At 60.6% G+C, this 15,358-nt stretch carries 20 protein-coding genes; 10 read left to right on the top strand and 10 right to left on the bottom strand.

Going from position 1 to position 15,358, the window contains the following annotated elements:
• Window positions 1–9: 9 nt before the first annotated feature.
• From IPM54_37225 to IPM54_37210, 4 genes are all read right to left on the bottom strand, one after another.
• Entirely contained in the window at window positions 10–510 is a 501-nt protein-coding gene (locus IPM54_37225; protein MBK9265416.1) for a DUF2505 domain-containing protein, read from the bottom strand.
• Window positions 511–642: 132 nt separating this feature from the next.
• Entirely contained in the window at window positions 643–1,179 is a 537-nt protein-coding gene (locus IPM54_37220) for a hypothetical protein (protein MBK9265415.1), read from the bottom strand.
• 461 nt (window positions 1,180–1,640) lie between these two features.
• Window positions 1,641–2,555 (bottom strand): hypothetical protein, encoded by a 915-nt coding sequence (locus IPM54_37215; protein MBK9265414.1) that lies wholly within the window; start codon window positions 2,553–2,555, stop codon window positions 1,641–1,643.
• Window positions 2,552–3,004: a hypothetical protein gene (locus IPM54_37210; protein MBK9265413.1), complete on the bottom strand. Its 453-nt coding sequence runs from the start codon at window positions 3,002–3,004 to the stop codon at window positions 2,552–2,554. Before IPM54_37210 ends, IPM54_37215 begins: the two co-directional genes overlap by 4 nt.
• Before the next feature lie 125 nt (window positions 3,005–3,129).
• Here IPM54_37210 and IPM54_37205 point away from each other — a divergent pair, with 125 nt between their 5' ends.
• The 3 genes from IPM54_37205 (at window position 3,130) to IPM54_37195 (ending at window position 7,446) form a co-directional block, all read left to right on the top strand.
• Window positions 3,130–4,722, top strand: a complete 1,593-nt coding sequence (locus IPM54_37205) for a hypothetical protein (GenBank protein MBK9265412.1) — start codon at window positions 3,130–3,132, stop codon at window positions 4,720–4,722.
• A gap of 142 nt (window positions 4,723–4,864) precedes the next feature.
• Window positions 4,865–6,445, top strand: a complete 1,581-nt coding sequence (locus tag IPM54_37200; protein ID MBK9265411.1) for a protein kinase — start codon at window positions 4,865–4,867, stop codon at window positions 6,443–6,445.
• Between the two features lie 83 nt (window positions 6,446–6,528).
• Window positions 6,529–7,446: a hypothetical protein gene (locus tag IPM54_37195; protein MBK9265410.1), complete on the top strand. Its 918-nt coding sequence runs from the start codon at window positions 6,529–6,531 to the stop codon at window positions 7,444–7,446.
• A 72-nt stretch (window positions 7,447–7,518) separates the two neighbouring features.
• On the opposite strand, the gene IPM54_37190 is transcribed toward IPM54_37195, so the two are convergent.
• A complete protein-coding gene (locus IPM54_37190) occupies window positions 7,519–8,163 on the bottom strand; it encodes a hypothetical protein (protein MBK9265409.1) in 645 nt (214 codons plus the stop codon).
• A 254-nt stretch (window positions 8,164–8,417) separates the two neighbouring features.
• On the opposite strand from IPM54_37190, the gene IPM54_37185 reads away from it, so the two are divergent.
• Entirely contained in the window at window positions 8,418–9,809 is a 1,392-nt protein-coding gene (locus tag IPM54_37185; GenBank protein MBK9265408.1) for a sigma 54-interacting transcriptional regulator, read from the top strand.
• 8 nt (window positions 9,810–9,817) lie between these two features.
• Here IPM54_37185 and IPM54_37180 read toward each other — a convergent pair whose 3' ends face one another.
• The 3 genes from IPM54_37180 to IPM54_37170 form a co-directional block, all read right to left on the bottom strand.
• Entirely contained in the window at window positions 9,818–10,495 is a 678-nt protein-coding gene (locus tag IPM54_37180) for a toll/interleukin-1 receptor domain-containing protein (protein MBK9265407.1), read from the bottom strand.
• Window positions 10,479–10,658 (bottom strand): hypothetical protein, encoded by a 180-nt coding sequence (locus tag IPM54_37175; GenBank protein MBK9265406.1) that lies wholly within the window; start codon window positions 10,656–10,658, stop codon window positions 10,479–10,481. Before IPM54_37175 ends, IPM54_37180 begins: the two co-directional genes overlap by 17 nt.
• Before the next feature lie 145 nt (window positions 10,659–10,803).
• On the bottom strand, window positions 10,804–11,037 hold the full coding sequence (locus tag IPM54_37170; protein MBK9265405.1) for a hypothetical protein: 234 nt from the start codon (window positions 11,035–11,037) through the stop codon (window positions 10,804–10,806).
• A gap of 60 nt (window positions 11,038–11,097) precedes the next feature.
• Between IPM54_37170 and IPM54_37165 the strand changes: the two genes are divergently transcribed.
• From IPM54_37165 to IPM54_37140, 6 genes are all read left to right on the top strand, one after another.
• Window positions 11,098–11,511 (top strand): hypothetical protein, encoded by a 414-nt coding sequence (locus IPM54_37165; protein ID MBK9265404.1) that lies wholly within the window; start codon window positions 11,098–11,100, stop codon window positions 11,509–11,511.
• Complete coding sequence (locus IPM54_37160) at window positions 11,508–11,867, top strand: hypothetical protein (GenBank protein ID MBK9265403.1); 360 nt, start codon at window positions 11,508–11,510, stop codon at window positions 11,865–11,867. The genes IPM54_37165 and IPM54_37160 overlap by 4 nt, the downstream gene beginning before the upstream one ends.
• Window positions 11,868–11,898: 31 nt before the next feature.
• Window positions 11,899–12,156, top strand: a complete 258-nt coding sequence (locus IPM54_37155; protein ID MBK9265402.1) for a hypothetical protein — start codon at window positions 11,899–11,901, stop codon at window positions 12,154–12,156.
• Between the two features lie 156 nt (window positions 12,157–12,312).
• Window positions 12,313–12,639, top strand: a complete 327-nt coding sequence (locus IPM54_37150; protein ID MBK9265401.1) for a transcriptional regulator — start codon at window positions 12,313–12,315, stop codon at window positions 12,637–12,639.
• Window positions 12,636–12,935: a hypothetical protein gene (locus tag IPM54_37145; protein ID MBK9265400.1), complete on the top strand. Its 300-nt coding sequence runs from the start codon at window positions 12,636–12,638 to the stop codon at window positions 12,933–12,935. Before IPM54_37150 ends, IPM54_37145 begins: the two co-directional genes overlap by 4 nt.
• Window positions 12,935–13,522 (top strand): hypothetical protein, encoded by a 588-nt coding sequence (locus tag IPM54_37140; protein ID MBK9265399.1) that lies wholly within the window; start codon window positions 12,935–12,937, stop codon window positions 13,520–13,522. The genes IPM54_37145 and IPM54_37140 overlap by 1 nt, the downstream gene beginning before the upstream one ends.
• A 198-nt stretch (window positions 13,523–13,720) precedes the next feature.
• On the opposite strand, the gene IPM54_37135 is transcribed toward IPM54_37140, so the two are convergent.
• Both IPM54_37135 and IPM54_37130 read right to left on the bottom strand, forming a co-directional pair.
• Window positions 13,721–14,017: a hypothetical protein gene (locus tag IPM54_37135; GenBank protein ID MBK9265398.1), complete on the bottom strand. Its 297-nt coding sequence runs from the start codon at window positions 14,015–14,017 to the stop codon at window positions 13,721–13,723.
• Window positions 13,992–15,230, bottom strand: a complete 1,239-nt coding sequence (locus IPM54_37130) for an IS1 family transposase (protein MBK9265397.1) — start codon at window positions 15,228–15,230, stop codon at window positions 13,992–13,994. Before IPM54_37130 ends, IPM54_37135 begins: the two co-directional genes overlap by 26 nt.
• Between the last annotated feature and the right edge of the window lie 128 nt (window positions 15,231–15,358).

The raw sequence follows: 15,358 nt of genomic DNA, 5'->3' as shown, positions 1-15,358 counted from the left end.
CAAGCAGACTCAGCCGTGCGTCTTCAGCCACTCGTTCATGAACCGAGCGCTCTTTTCCCAACCATCGCGCAGTTGCTTCTCCGCGCTGCTCTCGATGAGCCCGCCGACACCAAAAATCTTGGCCTCCACGACGAGCTCGGCAATTCGTCGCACCTTCGTATCCCCAACGGGCTCGATGCGCAGTGTCCCCTCGTTGCGCAGTTTCTCCGCCATCGTGCTCGGAATCATCTTCCACTGCCAGAGCTTCGTCGCCTTGTTGAACTTCCCCTCTTCCGTGTACCCGAAGTTCGACCCGAGCACCTTGGCGACCGGACCCGGCACTTCCATCTTCGGCGTGCCCTTCACCTTGCGAACGATGTCACCGTCCGTCTCGCGCTGATCCAAGATCGTGAACTCCGGAAACCCGAGGTTTTCCTTGTAAAGCTTGTTATTGAAGTCCTTATCGAAGAAGACCTTCCAGAACGTTTCCGCGTTGCAGTTGATTTCGTGCGTGACCGTGAACTTTCCCATCTCAGGCTCCTCGTGAGCCCCGGAGACGGATGGGGCTCGACGGCCGCACCTTACCAGCAAATGGACGGGTTTCCAGATCGTTGCGATGTCGCCGCGTTCAATTGCTGTCGTGCTCGAACGACGGCGTCGCGGTCAGCGGCCCCCGCCCGACTGAGGCATGCGGGGCCTTGGTGGACAGAGTTGCGTGATGCCTCGGCCGATGAGTCGGTTGTTCACCAAATCGAAATTCGGCCGGTACACGCACACGCCCATTGCAATCGTTCCGCGGCGTTCGAGCGCCTGTTCCAGGGCATCCACGGTGATGAGCCCGGTCCTCATGAGGTTATCCGTAAGGCGCACGGTCGTTCCCGTGGGGCACGAAAGCGATGCGCTCATGAAAATGTTGGGGTCGACCTGCTGCATGGGACTGCCCGTGTCGACTGGCTCGACCCAGCCGCTGATATCGACCGAATAAAGGCATCCGTCCTCGAGAGGCATCATGATGCGCTCGCTTATGGTCATTCGGTTCGTGATGTAGTCTTGTCGATAATGTTGTCCCGTGCCACCGCCGCCCTGACGTCGATGGTGATCGTATTGCACTTGCTCGGCGCTGTCCGCTGGGGCGGCGGGCAATACCGTCATGCCAGCCAATGCGACAGTCGCGATTGCCGTGCGAAGCAGCATGCTCATGGATGACCTCCTTTGCGGTTCACCGTGCGAAAGGCGCAATGCAATGCCGCCCCCCCCGAGCGGGGGCCGGTCAGTTGGCCGCATCGCCGTGGCGTGGCAAAAACCCGCGATTCAGGCGGATCGGCATGTGGGGGGGGGGGCCCGTCCCCCCCGCGGCGCCCCCCGCGGGGCGCCCGGCCGCGGCCCCCCCCCCCCCCCCCGCGCCCGCCCCCGGGGGCTCGGGTGCGGGCGGTGGTGCTCGCCATTCGGTCTAGGGCCGGGCCGCGGCAAGGGTCGGGCGTCTCGATTTGTCGACCTCGCAATCGGGTCGCTCGGCACGAGCAACACGGGGGCGCCGCCGCGGAGGGCCCCCCCCCCCCCCCGGCCGCCCCCCCCCCGCCCCCCGCGGGGAGATGAATGTCCATCTTTCGTGGGGGGCTTTGCGCCGCGCGTCAGTGACGGGACGAAGGCCGCCCCGCTGGTCATTGCTTTTCGCATTGGACCAACGAAATCATCGGAATGTCGAGTGCAACCTCGTCCGATTCACCCGTGACTGGATACGAACCATGCAGGCCGACAAATGTGCAAGCACAAATATATTCCGGCGAACCGAGTGGTGTGGTATTCAGTGTCGACGAAAATGCATGTTTGTGCTTGCGTGGCTCGGGCTTCGTAAACGGTTCGCCTCCGATGGGCATGTCGGCAGGAGCATTTGGAGGCAATCCGACGGCAATGCGTCCTTCCGTGGCGGCCGTGGCCGACTTCCACCCCGACGGACAGGTGTCGAGATCGAAATACGTATGCAATTTTGCGGGAAGGGGCAGAACGTTCGCACTGGGCTCCACCATTTTTTTGCACACCAGGAGCTGCCGGTAGGGAATGTTGGCCGACGCCGGGTCTGAAGTCGTGGCAAATGCGAACGCACCCCCCGGCGTAAACAAGCCGTTGGGTCCAGGGTCGCCGCCCAACGTCGTCGCAGCCGTAACGGACCCGCTTCCCGCCAATTTATGCTCGTGCGTACGATCTTCACCGCTGGAAAAGGGTTCACCCATCGTCGTGCCACGCGGCAATCCCGCATTGGCAGACACGATCATGCGCCCCGCAGCCTCATTGAACGGGCTCCAACCGGGCGGACAAGCGAGCCTGTTGAAAAACGAGACGGCGCCCGCGGGAAAAGCGTCACCTTTCGGAACAATCCCGCCGCCGCCCGAGCCCGCTTCGCCACCCATGCCCGCATGACCGCCCATGCCGCCGCCCGCGCCTGCTTCGCCACCCGTGCCGCCGCCCGCGCCCGCATGACCACCTATGCCGCCGTCCGGTCCCGAATGACCACCGTTGCCGCCTGAGCAGCTCGTGACCATGACGCAAACGACAATCGCTGCCCAATGGTTTTTCATGGCTTGATGCACCCCTCCATTTGGAAAAACGGTAAGCCATCGGCATTTTTATCGGTCACACCTGTGACGGAAAACGTCCCCGCGAGCGCCACACCTGCTGCCACGCCATTCACTGCCGTGATGTATTTCGCTGGGAGATTCACTGCACCGGTGAACGCGTGCTCATGGACGCGCTCTTCACCAGCAGTGAACGGAGTGCCTACATCGACACCGACGTCTTCCTTGATGACCGTACCGACGATGGCACGTCCTTCGATGTCGCTCGCATGCAGCCATCCTGGAGGACAATCCCCACCCCCGACAAACGCGACCATGCCCGATGGCGCTCCATCTTCAGCCTGCGGTTCGCTCGACGCATCGCGCGCGTGAAGCATTCCGAAACCCATCCCCACGACCACCGCTGCGACAGCAACGGCACGTCGACGCTCGAGCCATTTCGTTTGACGCATGCGATAAAGCGTTGCAAGAATGCGACGTCGAGTCAATAGCGAAGGCTCGCGCGAAAAGAAGAGTTGGCACCCGACGCATGTCCGTGCATCATGCAACCTCGCGGGCGCTGCGACCGAGGTGCGAAATGGTCAAGAAGGTGCGTAAGTTATTACCTGGCGGTGTTTCTCTCGGCGGGGTCATTCTGATGCTAGGCGGGTGTGCGTCGCTGGTCTTCGATGAACTGTCGGACATGCGCGAGGGAGGAGGCGGTTCGGCAGGAGCCGGCGGTTCGGCAGGAGCCGGAGGTTCGGCAGGAGACGGGGGTTCGGCAGGCAATGGCGGTTCGGCAGGCAATGGCGGTTCGGCAGGAGGCGGCGGTTCGGCAGGCAATGGCGACGCGCTCATTTCGGGCGCCAAATTCGGGAGCAGCGACGATCAAATCGTCTATGGGGCCGCTCTCGACGGGGATGGCCGCGTTGTCATGGCAGGAATGACCCTTGGCACGAGCATGCAGGACGTGGGCTGCGACAATGCCGGCAAAGGCGGGCTCGACATGTTCGTGACGTGGGTCGATCCCAAGGACATGGCCGTGCAATGCCCCCCGAGTCGCCTTTTAGGCGGCTTGAACAGCGATGTGCCTTTCGGGATCGCGGCCGATCCGGATACCGGTGGGGTTGGTATCGTGGGATTCGCCATGAGCGACTTCGATTGCGGAAAGGGCGCTTTGACGAGTGGCGGTGGCCGTGACGTCGTCGTGGCGAAATTCGTAGGCAATGGCTGTCTCTGGCAGAAATCGTTCGGTGACGACAAAGATCAAGAAGGCCAAGCAATTGCATTCGACTCGGCCGGCGCGGCGTACATCGGCGGCCGGTTCAAAGGAACGCTCGTATTCGAGTCGCCACGCGTCAACAATACCAATGGATTCGATGCATTCATCGCAAAATTGCTGCTCGCCGACGGTACCCCCTCATGGAGCGTGCATGCAAGCGGGACAGGCGATCAGGAAGTGCATGACATCGCCGCACCTGCGGAAGACTCGATCATCGTTGGCGGACGATTTTCGGAGAGCATCACTTTCAACATCCCCGCACCACCGGTCACCCAAGATCCAGCCAATGATGCCCTCTTCGTCGCATCGCTCGACGGTAAGAAAGAGGTCAAGTGGCTCGTGAAAATCGCAGAAGGCCCGATAGGAGACTCGTCGCCAATATCGCTCGCCGTCGCAAGTGACGGCAACATTTTCGTCGCGGGTGGATTTCGCTCGAGAACGCTCTTTCCCGATCAGACGAAATGCAAATTGGTCAATGAGACGCAGGCCGAAGATGCCTTCGTCGCCAAGTTGAACCTCGCGGGGGAGTGTCAGTGGAGTCGGCGGTATGGTGAAATCGATCCCATGTTAGCGGAGCATCAACGAGCACACGCCATTGCCGTCGATGCCGTCTTGAACGTGTATGTGACGGGCGAATTCCATGGCAGCATTTCATTCAGTGCAGACCATGCATTTCAAAGCCTCGGCTATGCCGACGGCTTCGTGCTGAAATTGGACAACGCCGGCGAGCATGTGTGGAGCCGTGTGATTGCGGGAACGGGCAATGAGTCTGGCAATGCCGTCGTCTTGGATGCATTGGGCGAGCTCGTCTACGTCGCAGGTTCATTCGCAGACGGCCCCCTGAACTTCGAAGGTGGATTGCTCACGCCCGCGAGCTCCGACGTGTTCCTCGCCAAGCTCCCCCGCTGATCGCGGCGCCCTGCGCCCCAAACCTGCGAAATCGACTTCGCACAGCAGAAGCGATCACAAGAATCTTTGGTCTACGTCCTCGTCGTGGTACCGTCATTCGTGGCGCCGTTTTTCACGAGCCGCGCGCGGAGCGGTGGGGAGCATGTTGCACATCGAAGTTGGTGACGTTCTTGCCGACAAATACCGCGTCGAACGCGTCCTTGGCCGCGGCGGTATGGGCATGGTCATCGCCGTGTGGCATCAGGACTTGCACGAACGTCGCGCGATCAAGCTCATGCTTCCCGAGGCTGTGCAACAAGCCGGAGCCGTCGAGCGTTTCCTGCGCGAAGCTCGTGCGGCCACGCGCCTGAAGAGCCCCCACGCCGTCAAGATCCACGACGTCGCCCGTTTGCCTGATGGTGCGCCCTACATCGTGATGGAGTACCTCGAGGGAATGGACCTCGACCACATCCTCGATTCACGCGGTCCTTTGCCCATCGACGAAGCTTGCCGGTACATTCTCCAGGCGTGTGAAGCCATCGGCGAAGCGCATGCGCTGGGCATCGTCCACCGAGATCTCAAGCCTGCAAACTTGTTCGTCACGAAGGGCGTGCGCGGTGAGCCCTTCGTCAAAGTGCTCGATTTCGGCATCGCCAAGGTCACTCGCGGCTCGGACGTGAAATCCCCGAGCCTCACGGTTGCGCAAACCACGATGGGTACACCCGTGTACATGTCGCCCGAGCAGATGAACGACAGCAAAACCGTTGACGGGCGCGCCGACATTTGGTCGCTCGGCGTCATTCTTTACGAGCTCACGACACGCGCGCTCCCGTTCAAATCCGACCACTATCCCGTTCTATTTGCACAAGTACTGGACGACCGCATCAAGGCTCAGGCCCCGTCCTGGTTCCATCCCGGAATTCCACCCGAATTCGATGCCGTCGTCCTTCGTTGCCTCGAAAAGAACATCCGCGCACGATATCAAACCATCGCCGAGCTCGCCAGTGCCCTCACGCCCTTCGCAATGGGCGCTCGTGCGGCCGTGCAAGCGCCGGCCAGCGACATGTTCACATTGCCCATGGCCACGTTGCGGCGTGGTTCGGACCCCCTGCCAGCGTCGATCGACCATTCCGCCATTCCAGCCGCTGCTCCTGCCAACACCGCGGTGACCGTGGTTGAACGGAAGTTGCCAAAGGGTGGACCCACATTGCAAGGCGGAATGGTCACGACCGCACGTCCAGCGACATCCGTGCGGCATGCGATTGTCGCAAGCGCCATTGCCGCGAGCCTCCTCGCGGGCATCGCCGCATGGATCATGCTCGCCGGGGGTCGCAACGACGGCGCATCCGAGGCTGTCGCGACGCCGGCAATCAGTCGCGCGTCAATGGATTCGCAAGACAAACCAATGCCGGAAAGCACCACTGCGGCACCGCCCGCGACACCCGAGGCAATTCCGGTGGCGAGCGTGTCGAATGCCCCCGAGCCTTCGGTGCATCAGCCGGAGCCCGCTCCCAAATCGACAGTAGACCAACCAATCGCGCCGACGGCGAAATCCGCGCCGACGGCGACAGCCGCGCCGACGGCGACAGCCGCGCCGACGGCGTCAGCCGCGCCGACGGCGACAGCCGCGCCGACGGTGACAGCCGCGCCGACGGTGACAGCCGCAACGACGACGAAAGCCGCGCCGACGGCGACAGCGACAGCCGCGCCGACACCCAACAACGAATTCAACACCCGCAAGTGAACGATATGAACTCCCAAAGTTGCCATTCATTGTTCACTCGGGCGGTCATGATCGCGTGCTTCGTGGGATTGCCGCGATTTGCGTTGGCACAAACTGCCACCCAGGCTTCTCCACAAGACATTGCCATCGCGCAAAAGCTTTACGACGACGCGATGAAGCTCATGGAGGAGAAAAAGTACGCTGAGGCGTGTCCCAAACTCGCAGAAAGCAACCGGCTCGACACCGGCATGGGCACTCGTTTTCATCTGGGCGATTGTTATGAAAACGTCGGTCGTCTCGCGAGTGCTTGGGCGCTTTTCGTCGACATTGCGGACGAGGCGAAGCGAACCGGGCAAGCGGGGCGCGAGTCCGTTGCGCGGGAGCGTGCAACCAAGCTCGAAGCGCGTTTGCCCAAAATCACTCTGCAGGTTCCACCCTCCGTGGCGAACGTCTCCGGCGTCGAAGTGCGGGACAATGACAATGTCGTCAATCCGCCGCTCTGGGGACAACCATTGCCCCTGGATCCAGGAAAACACACGATTACCGCGACCGCGCCGGGACGGCGAAAATGGGAAAAAGTGGTCCTATTGAAAGAGGCCGCTGCGGAGACGGTCGCCATTGGTGAATTGGCACCGGTCGAAGCTCCGGGGCTTTCGTCGAGGCACATCGGCGCCATAACGCTCGGTTCGGCCGGAGTCGCCAGCATCGTCGTGGGAAGTGTATTCGGGTTGAGGGCCAGGTCGAAGTGGCGTGATGACGTCGTTGCGAAATCGTGCATTGGCGGCGTGGTGACGCAGTGTGACCTCGCAGATGCCGAAATGCGTGTGGAGCAGAGTGGGGCTCGCACCGACGCGACCATTTCGACGGTTACGTTCGTTGTTGGAGGTGCGGCGCTCGCAGGTGCAGCCGTGCTGGCCCTGTGGCCTCGCGAAAAGCATCCGGAAGGACCGGCAAAAACCGCGCAAGTGTTTTTCGTCCCCATGCTCGATGGCCGTGGATTCGTCGCAATGGGCGTGTTTTGAGCGGGCCGAAGTGCTGGGAAAGCCCAAGCAAAGGCGGAAGTAGACGCCGTCTCCGCGCCCTTCCGCCTGCCCTCATTCACAAATCGGAGCCTGGTCCTCGCAGTTCTCGAACCACGGCATCTCGAGCGTCGACAGCGCCGATTCCGGGAAAACACAGCCCCACGTTTCATCCGTCGTGTCTTGTCCTTCGCCCATTTTGACGGCCGCAAGGCACGCATCGAAAAAGCTCGGCATGGCAAGTGAACAATGCCTGGTGGGGTCCCATGAATCTTTCCCGCCGGCATTTTCCGAACCGTAGGAATACCGATGCGTGCCGATTCGAACGTCACCCGATGCTCCAATCATGATCAAGTGTTTGGCGTCATCCGCGCCGTTCGACCACGTATGGTTCAACGCGATCTGATACATGCCCGGCTTTCGATCTCGCATGGCTTCGACGATGCAAGCCAAACCGGACGTGGAAAATGGCGATCCACCCTCGATTCGTTGCGCGAATCCGTCGCACACGACCGCTCCGCATGCGGCGAGCGTGTCATAATGAGCCTTGTTCGGCGGTTCGGGCGGTAGCGGCTCATCGGGAGGGCTCGAAGCGCAGGAACAAAGGAAAAGCGCCGCGGCCACCATCGAGAATGCTTTGGCATTCATGCGGTGGCGCTGCCGAAGCGCGCCGAACGCAGATGTATGGCCACCCGGTAAACGTGTGCAATCGAAATTCATGACGACACCCTTTTGAAATCGCCTTCGACGGTGCGCGAAGCAGTCACTGTACCGTTTGCCCGGCGCTCATTTCATCGACATACCATTACCGCACCGAACGACGACGGGCCAACTTTATGCGGGCATTGTGCGACGCTCGAGAAGGTGAGCAGACCTGTATGCGTCGCCAGGCAGCCGCACGTCAGCCGACACCCTTCCAATGACCGTCGTTGTGTGGTGCAAAAGAGGGCGCTTTTGGGGTATCATGGACGCGCATGAGCGACAATCTGACGACGACGCAGGACGTGCGACGGGAAGACAGCGCGACACGAGCGAAAGCTTTACCCTTTCTTTTCGTTATCTTGCAATGTGATCAACCCACGGCGGGCGGCTCGCGTCATGGTTTGTCCGGGATCGATGTCGTCACGATGGGGCGAGGTGCGGCGCGAGCCGTGTCTCGGGTGGATGCGCAAAAGCTCGACCTGCGCCTCCCGTCATCCACGGTTTCCAAAGCACACGCGCGGTTGATTCGTCGCGAGGAGGGGTGGTTCCTCGAAGACCTGGATTCCCGTAATGGCTGTTGCGTCAATGGCGAGCGCGTGACGAGTGCCCTCGTTCGCGACGGCGATTCCATTGAAATTGGTTCCGTCATGCTCCGCTATCGCGCGGCGTTGCCTGCGCTCCCCGAATGCGCTCCCGACCTCGATAGTGCGCGTTGCGACCGAGCCATTCCTGGGTATTCGAGCCTCGTGCCCGCCATTGGTACGAATCTCGATGCGCTCGCTCGCGTGGCTCGCGCGCCCATTACGACGTTGCTGCTGGGCGAAACGGGCACGGGCAAGGAGTTATTGGCGAAGGGAATGCATGCGATATCGGGCCGTCCGGGACCGTTCGTCGCCGTCAATTGTGGTGCATTGACCTCGTCGCTCGTCGAAAGTCAGCTCTTTGGTCACCTCAAAGGTTCCTTCACGGGCGCTCGACGGGACGAGCCCGGCTACGTTCGCAGCGCGGAACGCGGGACGCTGTTTCTCGACGAAATAGGCGACTTGCCATTTCCGGCGCAGGCAGCCTTGTTGCGTGTTTTGCAGGAGCGCGAAGTGGTGCCCGTGGGGGGCACGCGTCCTTCGGCCGTCGACGTGCGGATCATTGCGGCGACGAACAAATCGCTCGACGAGCTGTGTTTGCTCGGCGAATTCCGAGCGGATCTCTTGGCGCGCCTCAAAGGCTATCAGCATATGCTTTCGCCCTTGCGCGAGCGTATGGAAGACATTGGCGTATTGATAGGCGATCTCTTGCAGCGCACGAACGTCGAAGGCGCGAAACGTGTGCGTCTCAGCGTATCTGCAGCAAGGCGTCTCGTGTCGTATTCATGGCCGCAGAACATCCGCGAGCTCGACAATGCTCTCTCCGTGGCCGCAGCGCTTGCGGATCGGGGCGTCATCGAGGTCGCGCATCTGCCCGAAGTGATTGCAAAATCGGTCGAGCGACAGGTGGCTCCATTGGACGTGCCTGCGAATCCAGACGAATTGCGCGAACAAATCGTGCGCTTGCTCGAAGAGCATCGTGGCAACGTGACGACCGTCGCTCGGAAGCTGGGCAAATCACGCATGCAGGTGCATCGATGGCTACAGCGGTTCGGCATCGAGCCAGACGCGTATCGCGGGTGATGCGAGAGCTAAGCAGGCTTCGACTTCAACATCTGCAATAGCCGCGGATAGTTCGCTTCGATTTGCTTCTCCGTGCGAAAATCGAGATAGGTGTGCCGTAGTTGCCACGGGATCACCGTATCACGGACCATGATTGGGATGAACCGATTCGGGAACACCGCGCGCCCGTAGAGACGAATCCAGTGCAAGCCGTCCGCCCATAATTTCGAGTGGATATACGACGGCGACAGTAGACAAACAAAGAATGCATTTCCAACAGTACGGAGTAGAAAATCGCGGAACGCGGTAGCCTGGGCATCACTCGCCTCTTGAACCCGCAAACCATCCTTTTCCAGTCGGTCGCGCAACGCACGCGCGACGCTCGCCTCGAAGCGCGAAAAACTCAAATAAACATCGCACGCTGGCTTTGATTCGAGGTCCCGTTCCCCGCGTTTGACCTTACGGAGCGCCTCCGCCAGCTTTTCCGCCTCACTCCGTCCACACAGATCGACCGCCAATTCCCGTACCGACCACAAATCCGGCGGCATGATTCCTTTTTCGAGCTGTCCCGCGATGAAGCGCAGCGTTTGAATCGCATCGCCTTTCGTCTTCGCCTTCTGTAGCAGTCTCTCTACCGCGAAATAATACGCGTCCGTATGCACCTTCGAGTGGACCGCCTTCCCAAGCGGGTTAGGCGATCTTGCCACCGCTCGTGTCGCACGTATTGACGGGAGGTTCGCGTGGTAACGTCGACGAACACGCGGGCATCGATATTGCCAAGAAGATACCGAGAATCAACAAGCCCAGGTGCGTGCATCGCGCTGCACACCAAAGAAAGAAGCCGCGCAAGAACAGTATCATCGTTTGCATGTTGGATCCTTTCTCCGAAGCATTGAGGGACTTCAAGATACCGAGCGGCCGTCGTCATGATGGCGAACAGCTCGAAGGCCGAGCCGTCGCACATGGGGGAGCATCTCGATGATGCCGAGAGCCGATCGTTCGGATGTGGGGATGATCAACCCGGGGGTTGTGCGGTCGGCGGGGCGGGGGCTTTTTTCCCGGCCAATGCATCGGCGCGCATGCCATCCAATTCATCGAAGTAACCAAACACATTCCGGTCCAAGCCAGCGATCGCCAGGTTGCGCGCGAGCACTTCCACGAAGTTCAAGGGCGGCCCATTGCCATCGGGGCTCGATGTCGACGTGGTTTGCCCGTTGCCTTTCTTGGGGTCGCCCTGCAATGCAAACACGCCGAATAGTTGCCCGGTCTTCGCTGCCCTTCGTAGCCTGCTGGAGACGGGAGGTTTGGCATGCGGAAGAGGCTACTGGGTGTCGGAGCGTTTCTGATTCACGGTTCGTTCGGAGTCATGAGCGTTGGGGCGGAAGTTGCGCAGGCTCACGTGGCTGGTGATCCAGAGGAAATGATTCTGGAGCTCGAGACTGCGGACGACGAGACTTCCGACGATATGGAGCCTGCTTACAAGGAGGTGCGTTGCCGGGTGCCAGGTAGCTTTGCGTGCATGGAGCAATGCTACGGCATTGGAGCAACTTGCTCACAATTCGTCTTGCACCCGTATAGGGTCGAGAGCGGTCAAGGAACGTTGTATTGGTGTAAGGGCGGCAGACCAACATATACGTGCAGCTACAGATTCGCCAATGGCGAACATTGCCATTATCTAAAACCTTTTGGAATACCCTACTGCGTATATGAGGGTGGAAAATGAGTACCGGTGATCATGATCGGGGGCGGGAAATTGTCCAAGCCATTTCGGAGGGGCTCAACTGTATGGCGAATTTGCGAAAACTCGCCAAAGCGAACGAAGCGCCGCCCCCAGAGTGCGTGACGGAATTAGACGCTATGGAATACGCGTTTCAGGGCGTTCGTCAGGGCATTCGTGATGGGGCTGTCGAGACGGATTTCGTGGCTGACGATGCCCTCATGACAGGCGTTCGTGCCGTGCGTGGGTTGGTGTTGGATTGGCTGTCGACGGGACGAGCACCACCAGATCTCGTGCCCCAGATCGAAGAGATCCTCGCACGCATGGGGATCACGGTCGAATACCTGGATTCCGAGCCATAGGGCTCACCCGCAGCGCTCGGCCTTCGGGACAATGCCGAACAGCTCGAAGGCCGAACGCTCGGCCGTCGGCACAATGCCGAACAGCTCGAAGGCCGAGCCGTCGCGTATCGGGCATCTTCGCCATCATGCCGAGGCGCGAACGCTCGGCCGTCGGGACAATACCGAACAGCTCGTTGCCCGACCGCTCGGCCGTCGGCACAATGCCGAACAGCTCGTTGCCCGAACGCTCGGGCGTCGTCACAATGCCGAACAGCTCGAAGGCCGAACGATCGGGCGTGGGGGGTGCTGATCAAGTTTGGCTCCGACTGATCAAGTTTGCGATCGGTCGGTAGACACGGCGAAAAGCGACCCGCAAGATGCGCGTGCTCGAAAGAGCGCCGCCCCTGGGGATCTGGAAACCCCCAAGGGCGACTTGGCGCAACCCCGCTCCCCGGAGTCGCAACCCATGCTTCGTCTAGTTCACCCTCGGAAAGAGGGCCAAGAAAAAGTCGCGCGCAGGCGACATGATCGAACCAACCACAACCCGACGCCTGAAGAGCAGAAGCGGATCCATGCCGCGATCAAGAACGTCGCCCGTGCCTACGGCGGAAGAGACGTTCTCGCTGCGGTCATGGGCTTTGCCAAAGGCACGCTCTACAGCCGCGAAACGCGTTCGTATGGCTTCGCTTATCTTCTCGCCCGCGCCGCGGGAATCACCATCGAACAGCTTCTTTCGGGCCAGCCGCACGCTGTAGGCAGTTGTCCGCTCTGTGGCCGAAAGGGGGCACGATGATGTCCACGTCCCCCTACCGCCAGCGCCCATTGAAGGGTCGCGATCTGAACGAAATGCAGCGCAGCAACCTGCGTGCGCTGCTTCGGCAAATGCGCCGCGAGCATGGTTCGTGGATCGTCATTGCTCGGCTGCTCCGCATCCGCCGTTCGACGATCAAGGCGTTCTTCGATGGCGACGAGCCCGGCAACATGGCCCTTGCGCGTGGCATCGCCGCGGCTTCCGAGCTGGAGCTACACACCGCCCTTGCTGGCGCATTCGTCATTGCGAAGGGCGTTCGACCGCTCCGGAGGTCGTGATGCGATTCGTCATCAATCACGCGGGGAATCGCATCGTCGATGCAACCCCGGAGGAAACGCATGCCTTGCGCCCGTGCATATGCGCAGCGCTGCGCCGTCATGGCTGTCCCGAGCGCGAGATCGACGATATTGCGCAGCACGTCGAGATCGTTACGTGGCAAGGCATCCAAGACAGGAGAATCCAGGGCTACGAGCTTGACGAGCCCGACGTCGCCTTGCTTCGGTTCATGTTCTTGGTCGCGAAAAACGCGTTCATGAACTACAGGCGCCTTGCATCAACGCGATACGAAGCTTTCCAGGATGAGCCCGCAGAATGGCCGTCATGCTCACCCGTGGCTCGTTTGGAAGCTCGGGATCTGCTCCGACGCATCGAAGAACGTCCCCTTGTCGCTCGCTTCCTTTTGAACGTCGCGACGGAAGTGCCGTATGTCGAGCGCTACCACGACGCGCAGATGGGAGACGGCACCTACAACGCGCGGCTTGCGCGCAGTCGCAAGTGGTTGCGCAGCGTCATCACGTCTGGACGCTGGAGAGAGCCGCCGCAGCCAACCCCGCCTACGCCGTGGCATCGGAAGAAAAGGCGCTGAGCGAGGGGCATGCCACAACAGCCAACCCACGACTAACCATAGAAGCAAAAACTCTGAAAACTTGGCCCACCTTTGGGCTCCTGGAATTCTGTTCGTGTTGACTGTTCAGACCAGGAGCTACACTGCGATGTCACCCAAGTGTCCCAAATGCGAGTATACGACCTTTGAAATGGCTGAAAATACGCCACGCAACTCGCGTTACGCATTCATGTTCATAGTGTGCGCGTCTTGCGGCACCGTTGTTGGTGTCACCGACTGGTACAACATCGGCTCGTTGCTGCACACGTTAGCCAAGAAGTTGCGCGTATCGTTGACGTGATCTGGATGATCGGCGCACGTTCGATGTGCACACGAGCACCCCATAGCACCGATCATGTTGCGATGATTTTCGACGTCGTTGTCGCTGACCAATGATTCAATCATTGCGTCGTTGTAGCGCGGCGTTTGCGCGGAGCAATTCGTTGTCCGTTCAATACGGGCAATCTTCGTCGTCATCCCCAAACGATCGTGCTCGCGTCTCCACTCGGCTTCCGCCGAACAGATCCATTTGCTCCCATCGATGCGGCGCTCCAAAGGTGCGAAGCGTTGGCACCGTAAGCGCATCCGCTGACGTCGATGCCGTAGCAGGCTTGGCGACGGGTGCGGGCGTCACCTTGGCAGGTTCTTCCGCGATGACAGGCGCTTCCACGACGGGCTTTGCCGCTGGCGGCGTAGGCGCCTTTGGCGCGTCGTTCTGCGGGCTCTTGCCACCCTGCAAGACGCGGAGCCATCCCTTGCCGTTCGGAAGCTCGCGCGCCGTGGGCTTTGCTTCGCCGGGAGGTGGCGCGGGCGGGGCGAGCGGCTTCGGCTCCGGAACTGCACACGGTTCGGCCGCAAGCGCACGTTCGACAAGCTCTTGCACGGTCCAGACGCGATCCGTGATTCCCGCCTCCATGGCAGGCGTCACGCGCAAGGTCTCATGCACTCGGCAGAAGTTGTACCAGGCGACGTGAAGCGACACGGCAGCGCGATGGTTCTCGATCTTCTTGGAGAAGCCATTGCATAGCCGCGTGAAGCGACGGACGTGCATGCGCACCGTCAGGTTGGCGCGCTCAATATGCGACGTCGATGCGCGCTTCAAATCCGGTGCACCGTGGCCAACCTGCTTCGTGATGAACGGATCGCGCGGAGGCTCGTAACGATGGTCGTGCTTTGGACCATCCGCTCGCCCTTTGCGGCTGTAGTTCTTTTGGATCACGGCATGGTCGACCGATCCGTTGAAGCTCTGCCCAACGGCAGTCTGGTAGCTCTGCCATCCGTCCGTCGAGACTTCGGGAATCGTCACGAGACGCGCGCGCAAGTCGTTCGTGAACAGCTTCGTTGCCGCTTCGTCACGCTTTCCCACGATGTACGAGATGATGAGCTTCTTGGTTCGTGCCATCCCAAGAAACGTATACGCATCGCCGAATTCGACGGGATCATTGTCCGTCACGCGAGCCTGTTTCTTTTGGACGTATGACCAGATCTCGTCGCATTCGATCTTGCGAATGTCGAGATCTCGCACAATTGCATTGTGCAAGCTGTCGCATCCCGCGCCCATGCGGAGCAGCGTCGACAGCACCGTCGGGATCGACACGTCCGTGAGCCGTGACGTCGCCCGGACGCTCGCGCCTTCGACCAAGTGTCGAACAACGTCCACGCGCTTTTCCAGCGGCAAGTGGTTGGCCACGACGATGCCCCATCGAGCTTGCTCTCGTCGTCGCGACCATCGCGAGACGTCCAAGCAAGCGAACCGATGAACAGAATCTAGCATCGTTTGCCGTGTTTTCTAGGTTTTACTTGGCCAGATCGGACAGG

This window comes from Polyangiaceae bacterium (assembly GCA_016715885.1).
Lineage (GTDB): Bacteria > Myxococcota_A > Polyangia > Polyangiales > Polyangiaceae > Polyangium.
Note: the sequence above shows the minus strand (reverse complement) of the source record. Positions and strands in the feature narration are given on the sequence as shown.

Bases quoted from the DNA above. Each gene is read 5' to 3' on its own strand.
- IPM54_37225 (MBK9265416.1), bottom strand. From the start codon at position 510: ATGGGAAAGTTCACGGTCACGCACGAAATCAACTGCAACGCGGAAACG.
- IPM54_37220 (MBK9265415.1), bottom strand. From the start codon at position 1,179: ATGAGCATGCTGCTTCGCACGGCAATCGCGACTGTCGCATTGGCTGGC.
- IPM54_37215 (MBK9265414.1), bottom strand. From the start codon at position 2,555: ATGAAAAACCATTGGGCAGCGATTGTCGTTTGCGTCATGGTCACGAGC.
- IPM54_37210 (MBK9265413.1), bottom strand. From the start codon at position 3,004: ATGCGTCAAACGAAATGGCTCGAGCGTCGACGTGCCGTTGCTGTCGCA.
- IPM54_37205 (MBK9265412.1), top strand. From the start codon at position 3,130: ATGGTCAAGAAGGTGCGTAAGTTATTACCTGGCGGTGTTTCTCTCGGC.
- IPM54_37200 (MBK9265411.1), top strand. From the start codon at position 4,865: ATGTTGCACATCGAAGTTGGTGACGTTCTTGCCGACAAATACCGCGTC.
- IPM54_37190 (MBK9265409.1), bottom strand. From the start codon at position 8,163: ATGAATTTCGATTGCACACGTTTACCGGGTGGCCATACATCTGCGTTC.
- IPM54_37185 (MBK9265408.1), top strand. From the start codon at position 8,418: ATGAGCGACAATCTGACGACGACGCAGGACGTGCGACGGGAAGACAGC.
- IPM54_37175 (MBK9265406.1), bottom strand. From the start codon at position 10,658: ATGCAAACGATGATACTGTTCTTGCGCGGCTTCTTTCTTTGGTGTGCA.
- IPM54_37165 (MBK9265404.1), top strand. From the start codon at position 11,098: ATGCGGAAGAGGCTACTGGGTGTCGGAGCGTTTCTGATTCACGGTTCG.
- IPM54_37160 (MBK9265403.1), top strand. From the start codon at position 11,508: ATGAGTACCGGTGATCATGATCGGGGGCGGGAAATTGTCCAAGCCATT.
- IPM54_37155 (MBK9265402.1), top strand. From the start codon at position 11,899: ATGCCGAACAGCTCGAAGGCCGAACGCTCGGCCGTCGGCACAATGCCG.
- IPM54_37150 (MBK9265401.1), top strand. From the start codon at position 12,313: ATGCTTCGTCTAGTTCACCCTCGGAAAGAGGGCCAAGAAAAAGTCGCG.
- IPM54_37145 (MBK9265400.1), top strand. From the start codon at position 12,636: ATGATGTCCACGTCCCCCTACCGCCAGCGCCCATTGAAGGGTCGCGAT.
- IPM54_37140 (MBK9265399.1), top strand. From the start codon at position 12,935: ATGCGATTCGTCATCAATCACGCGGGGAATCGCATCGTCGATGCAACC.
- IPM54_37135 (MBK9265398.1), bottom strand. From the start codon at position 14,017: ATGACGACGAAGATTGCCCGTATTGAACGGACAACGAATTGCTCCGCG.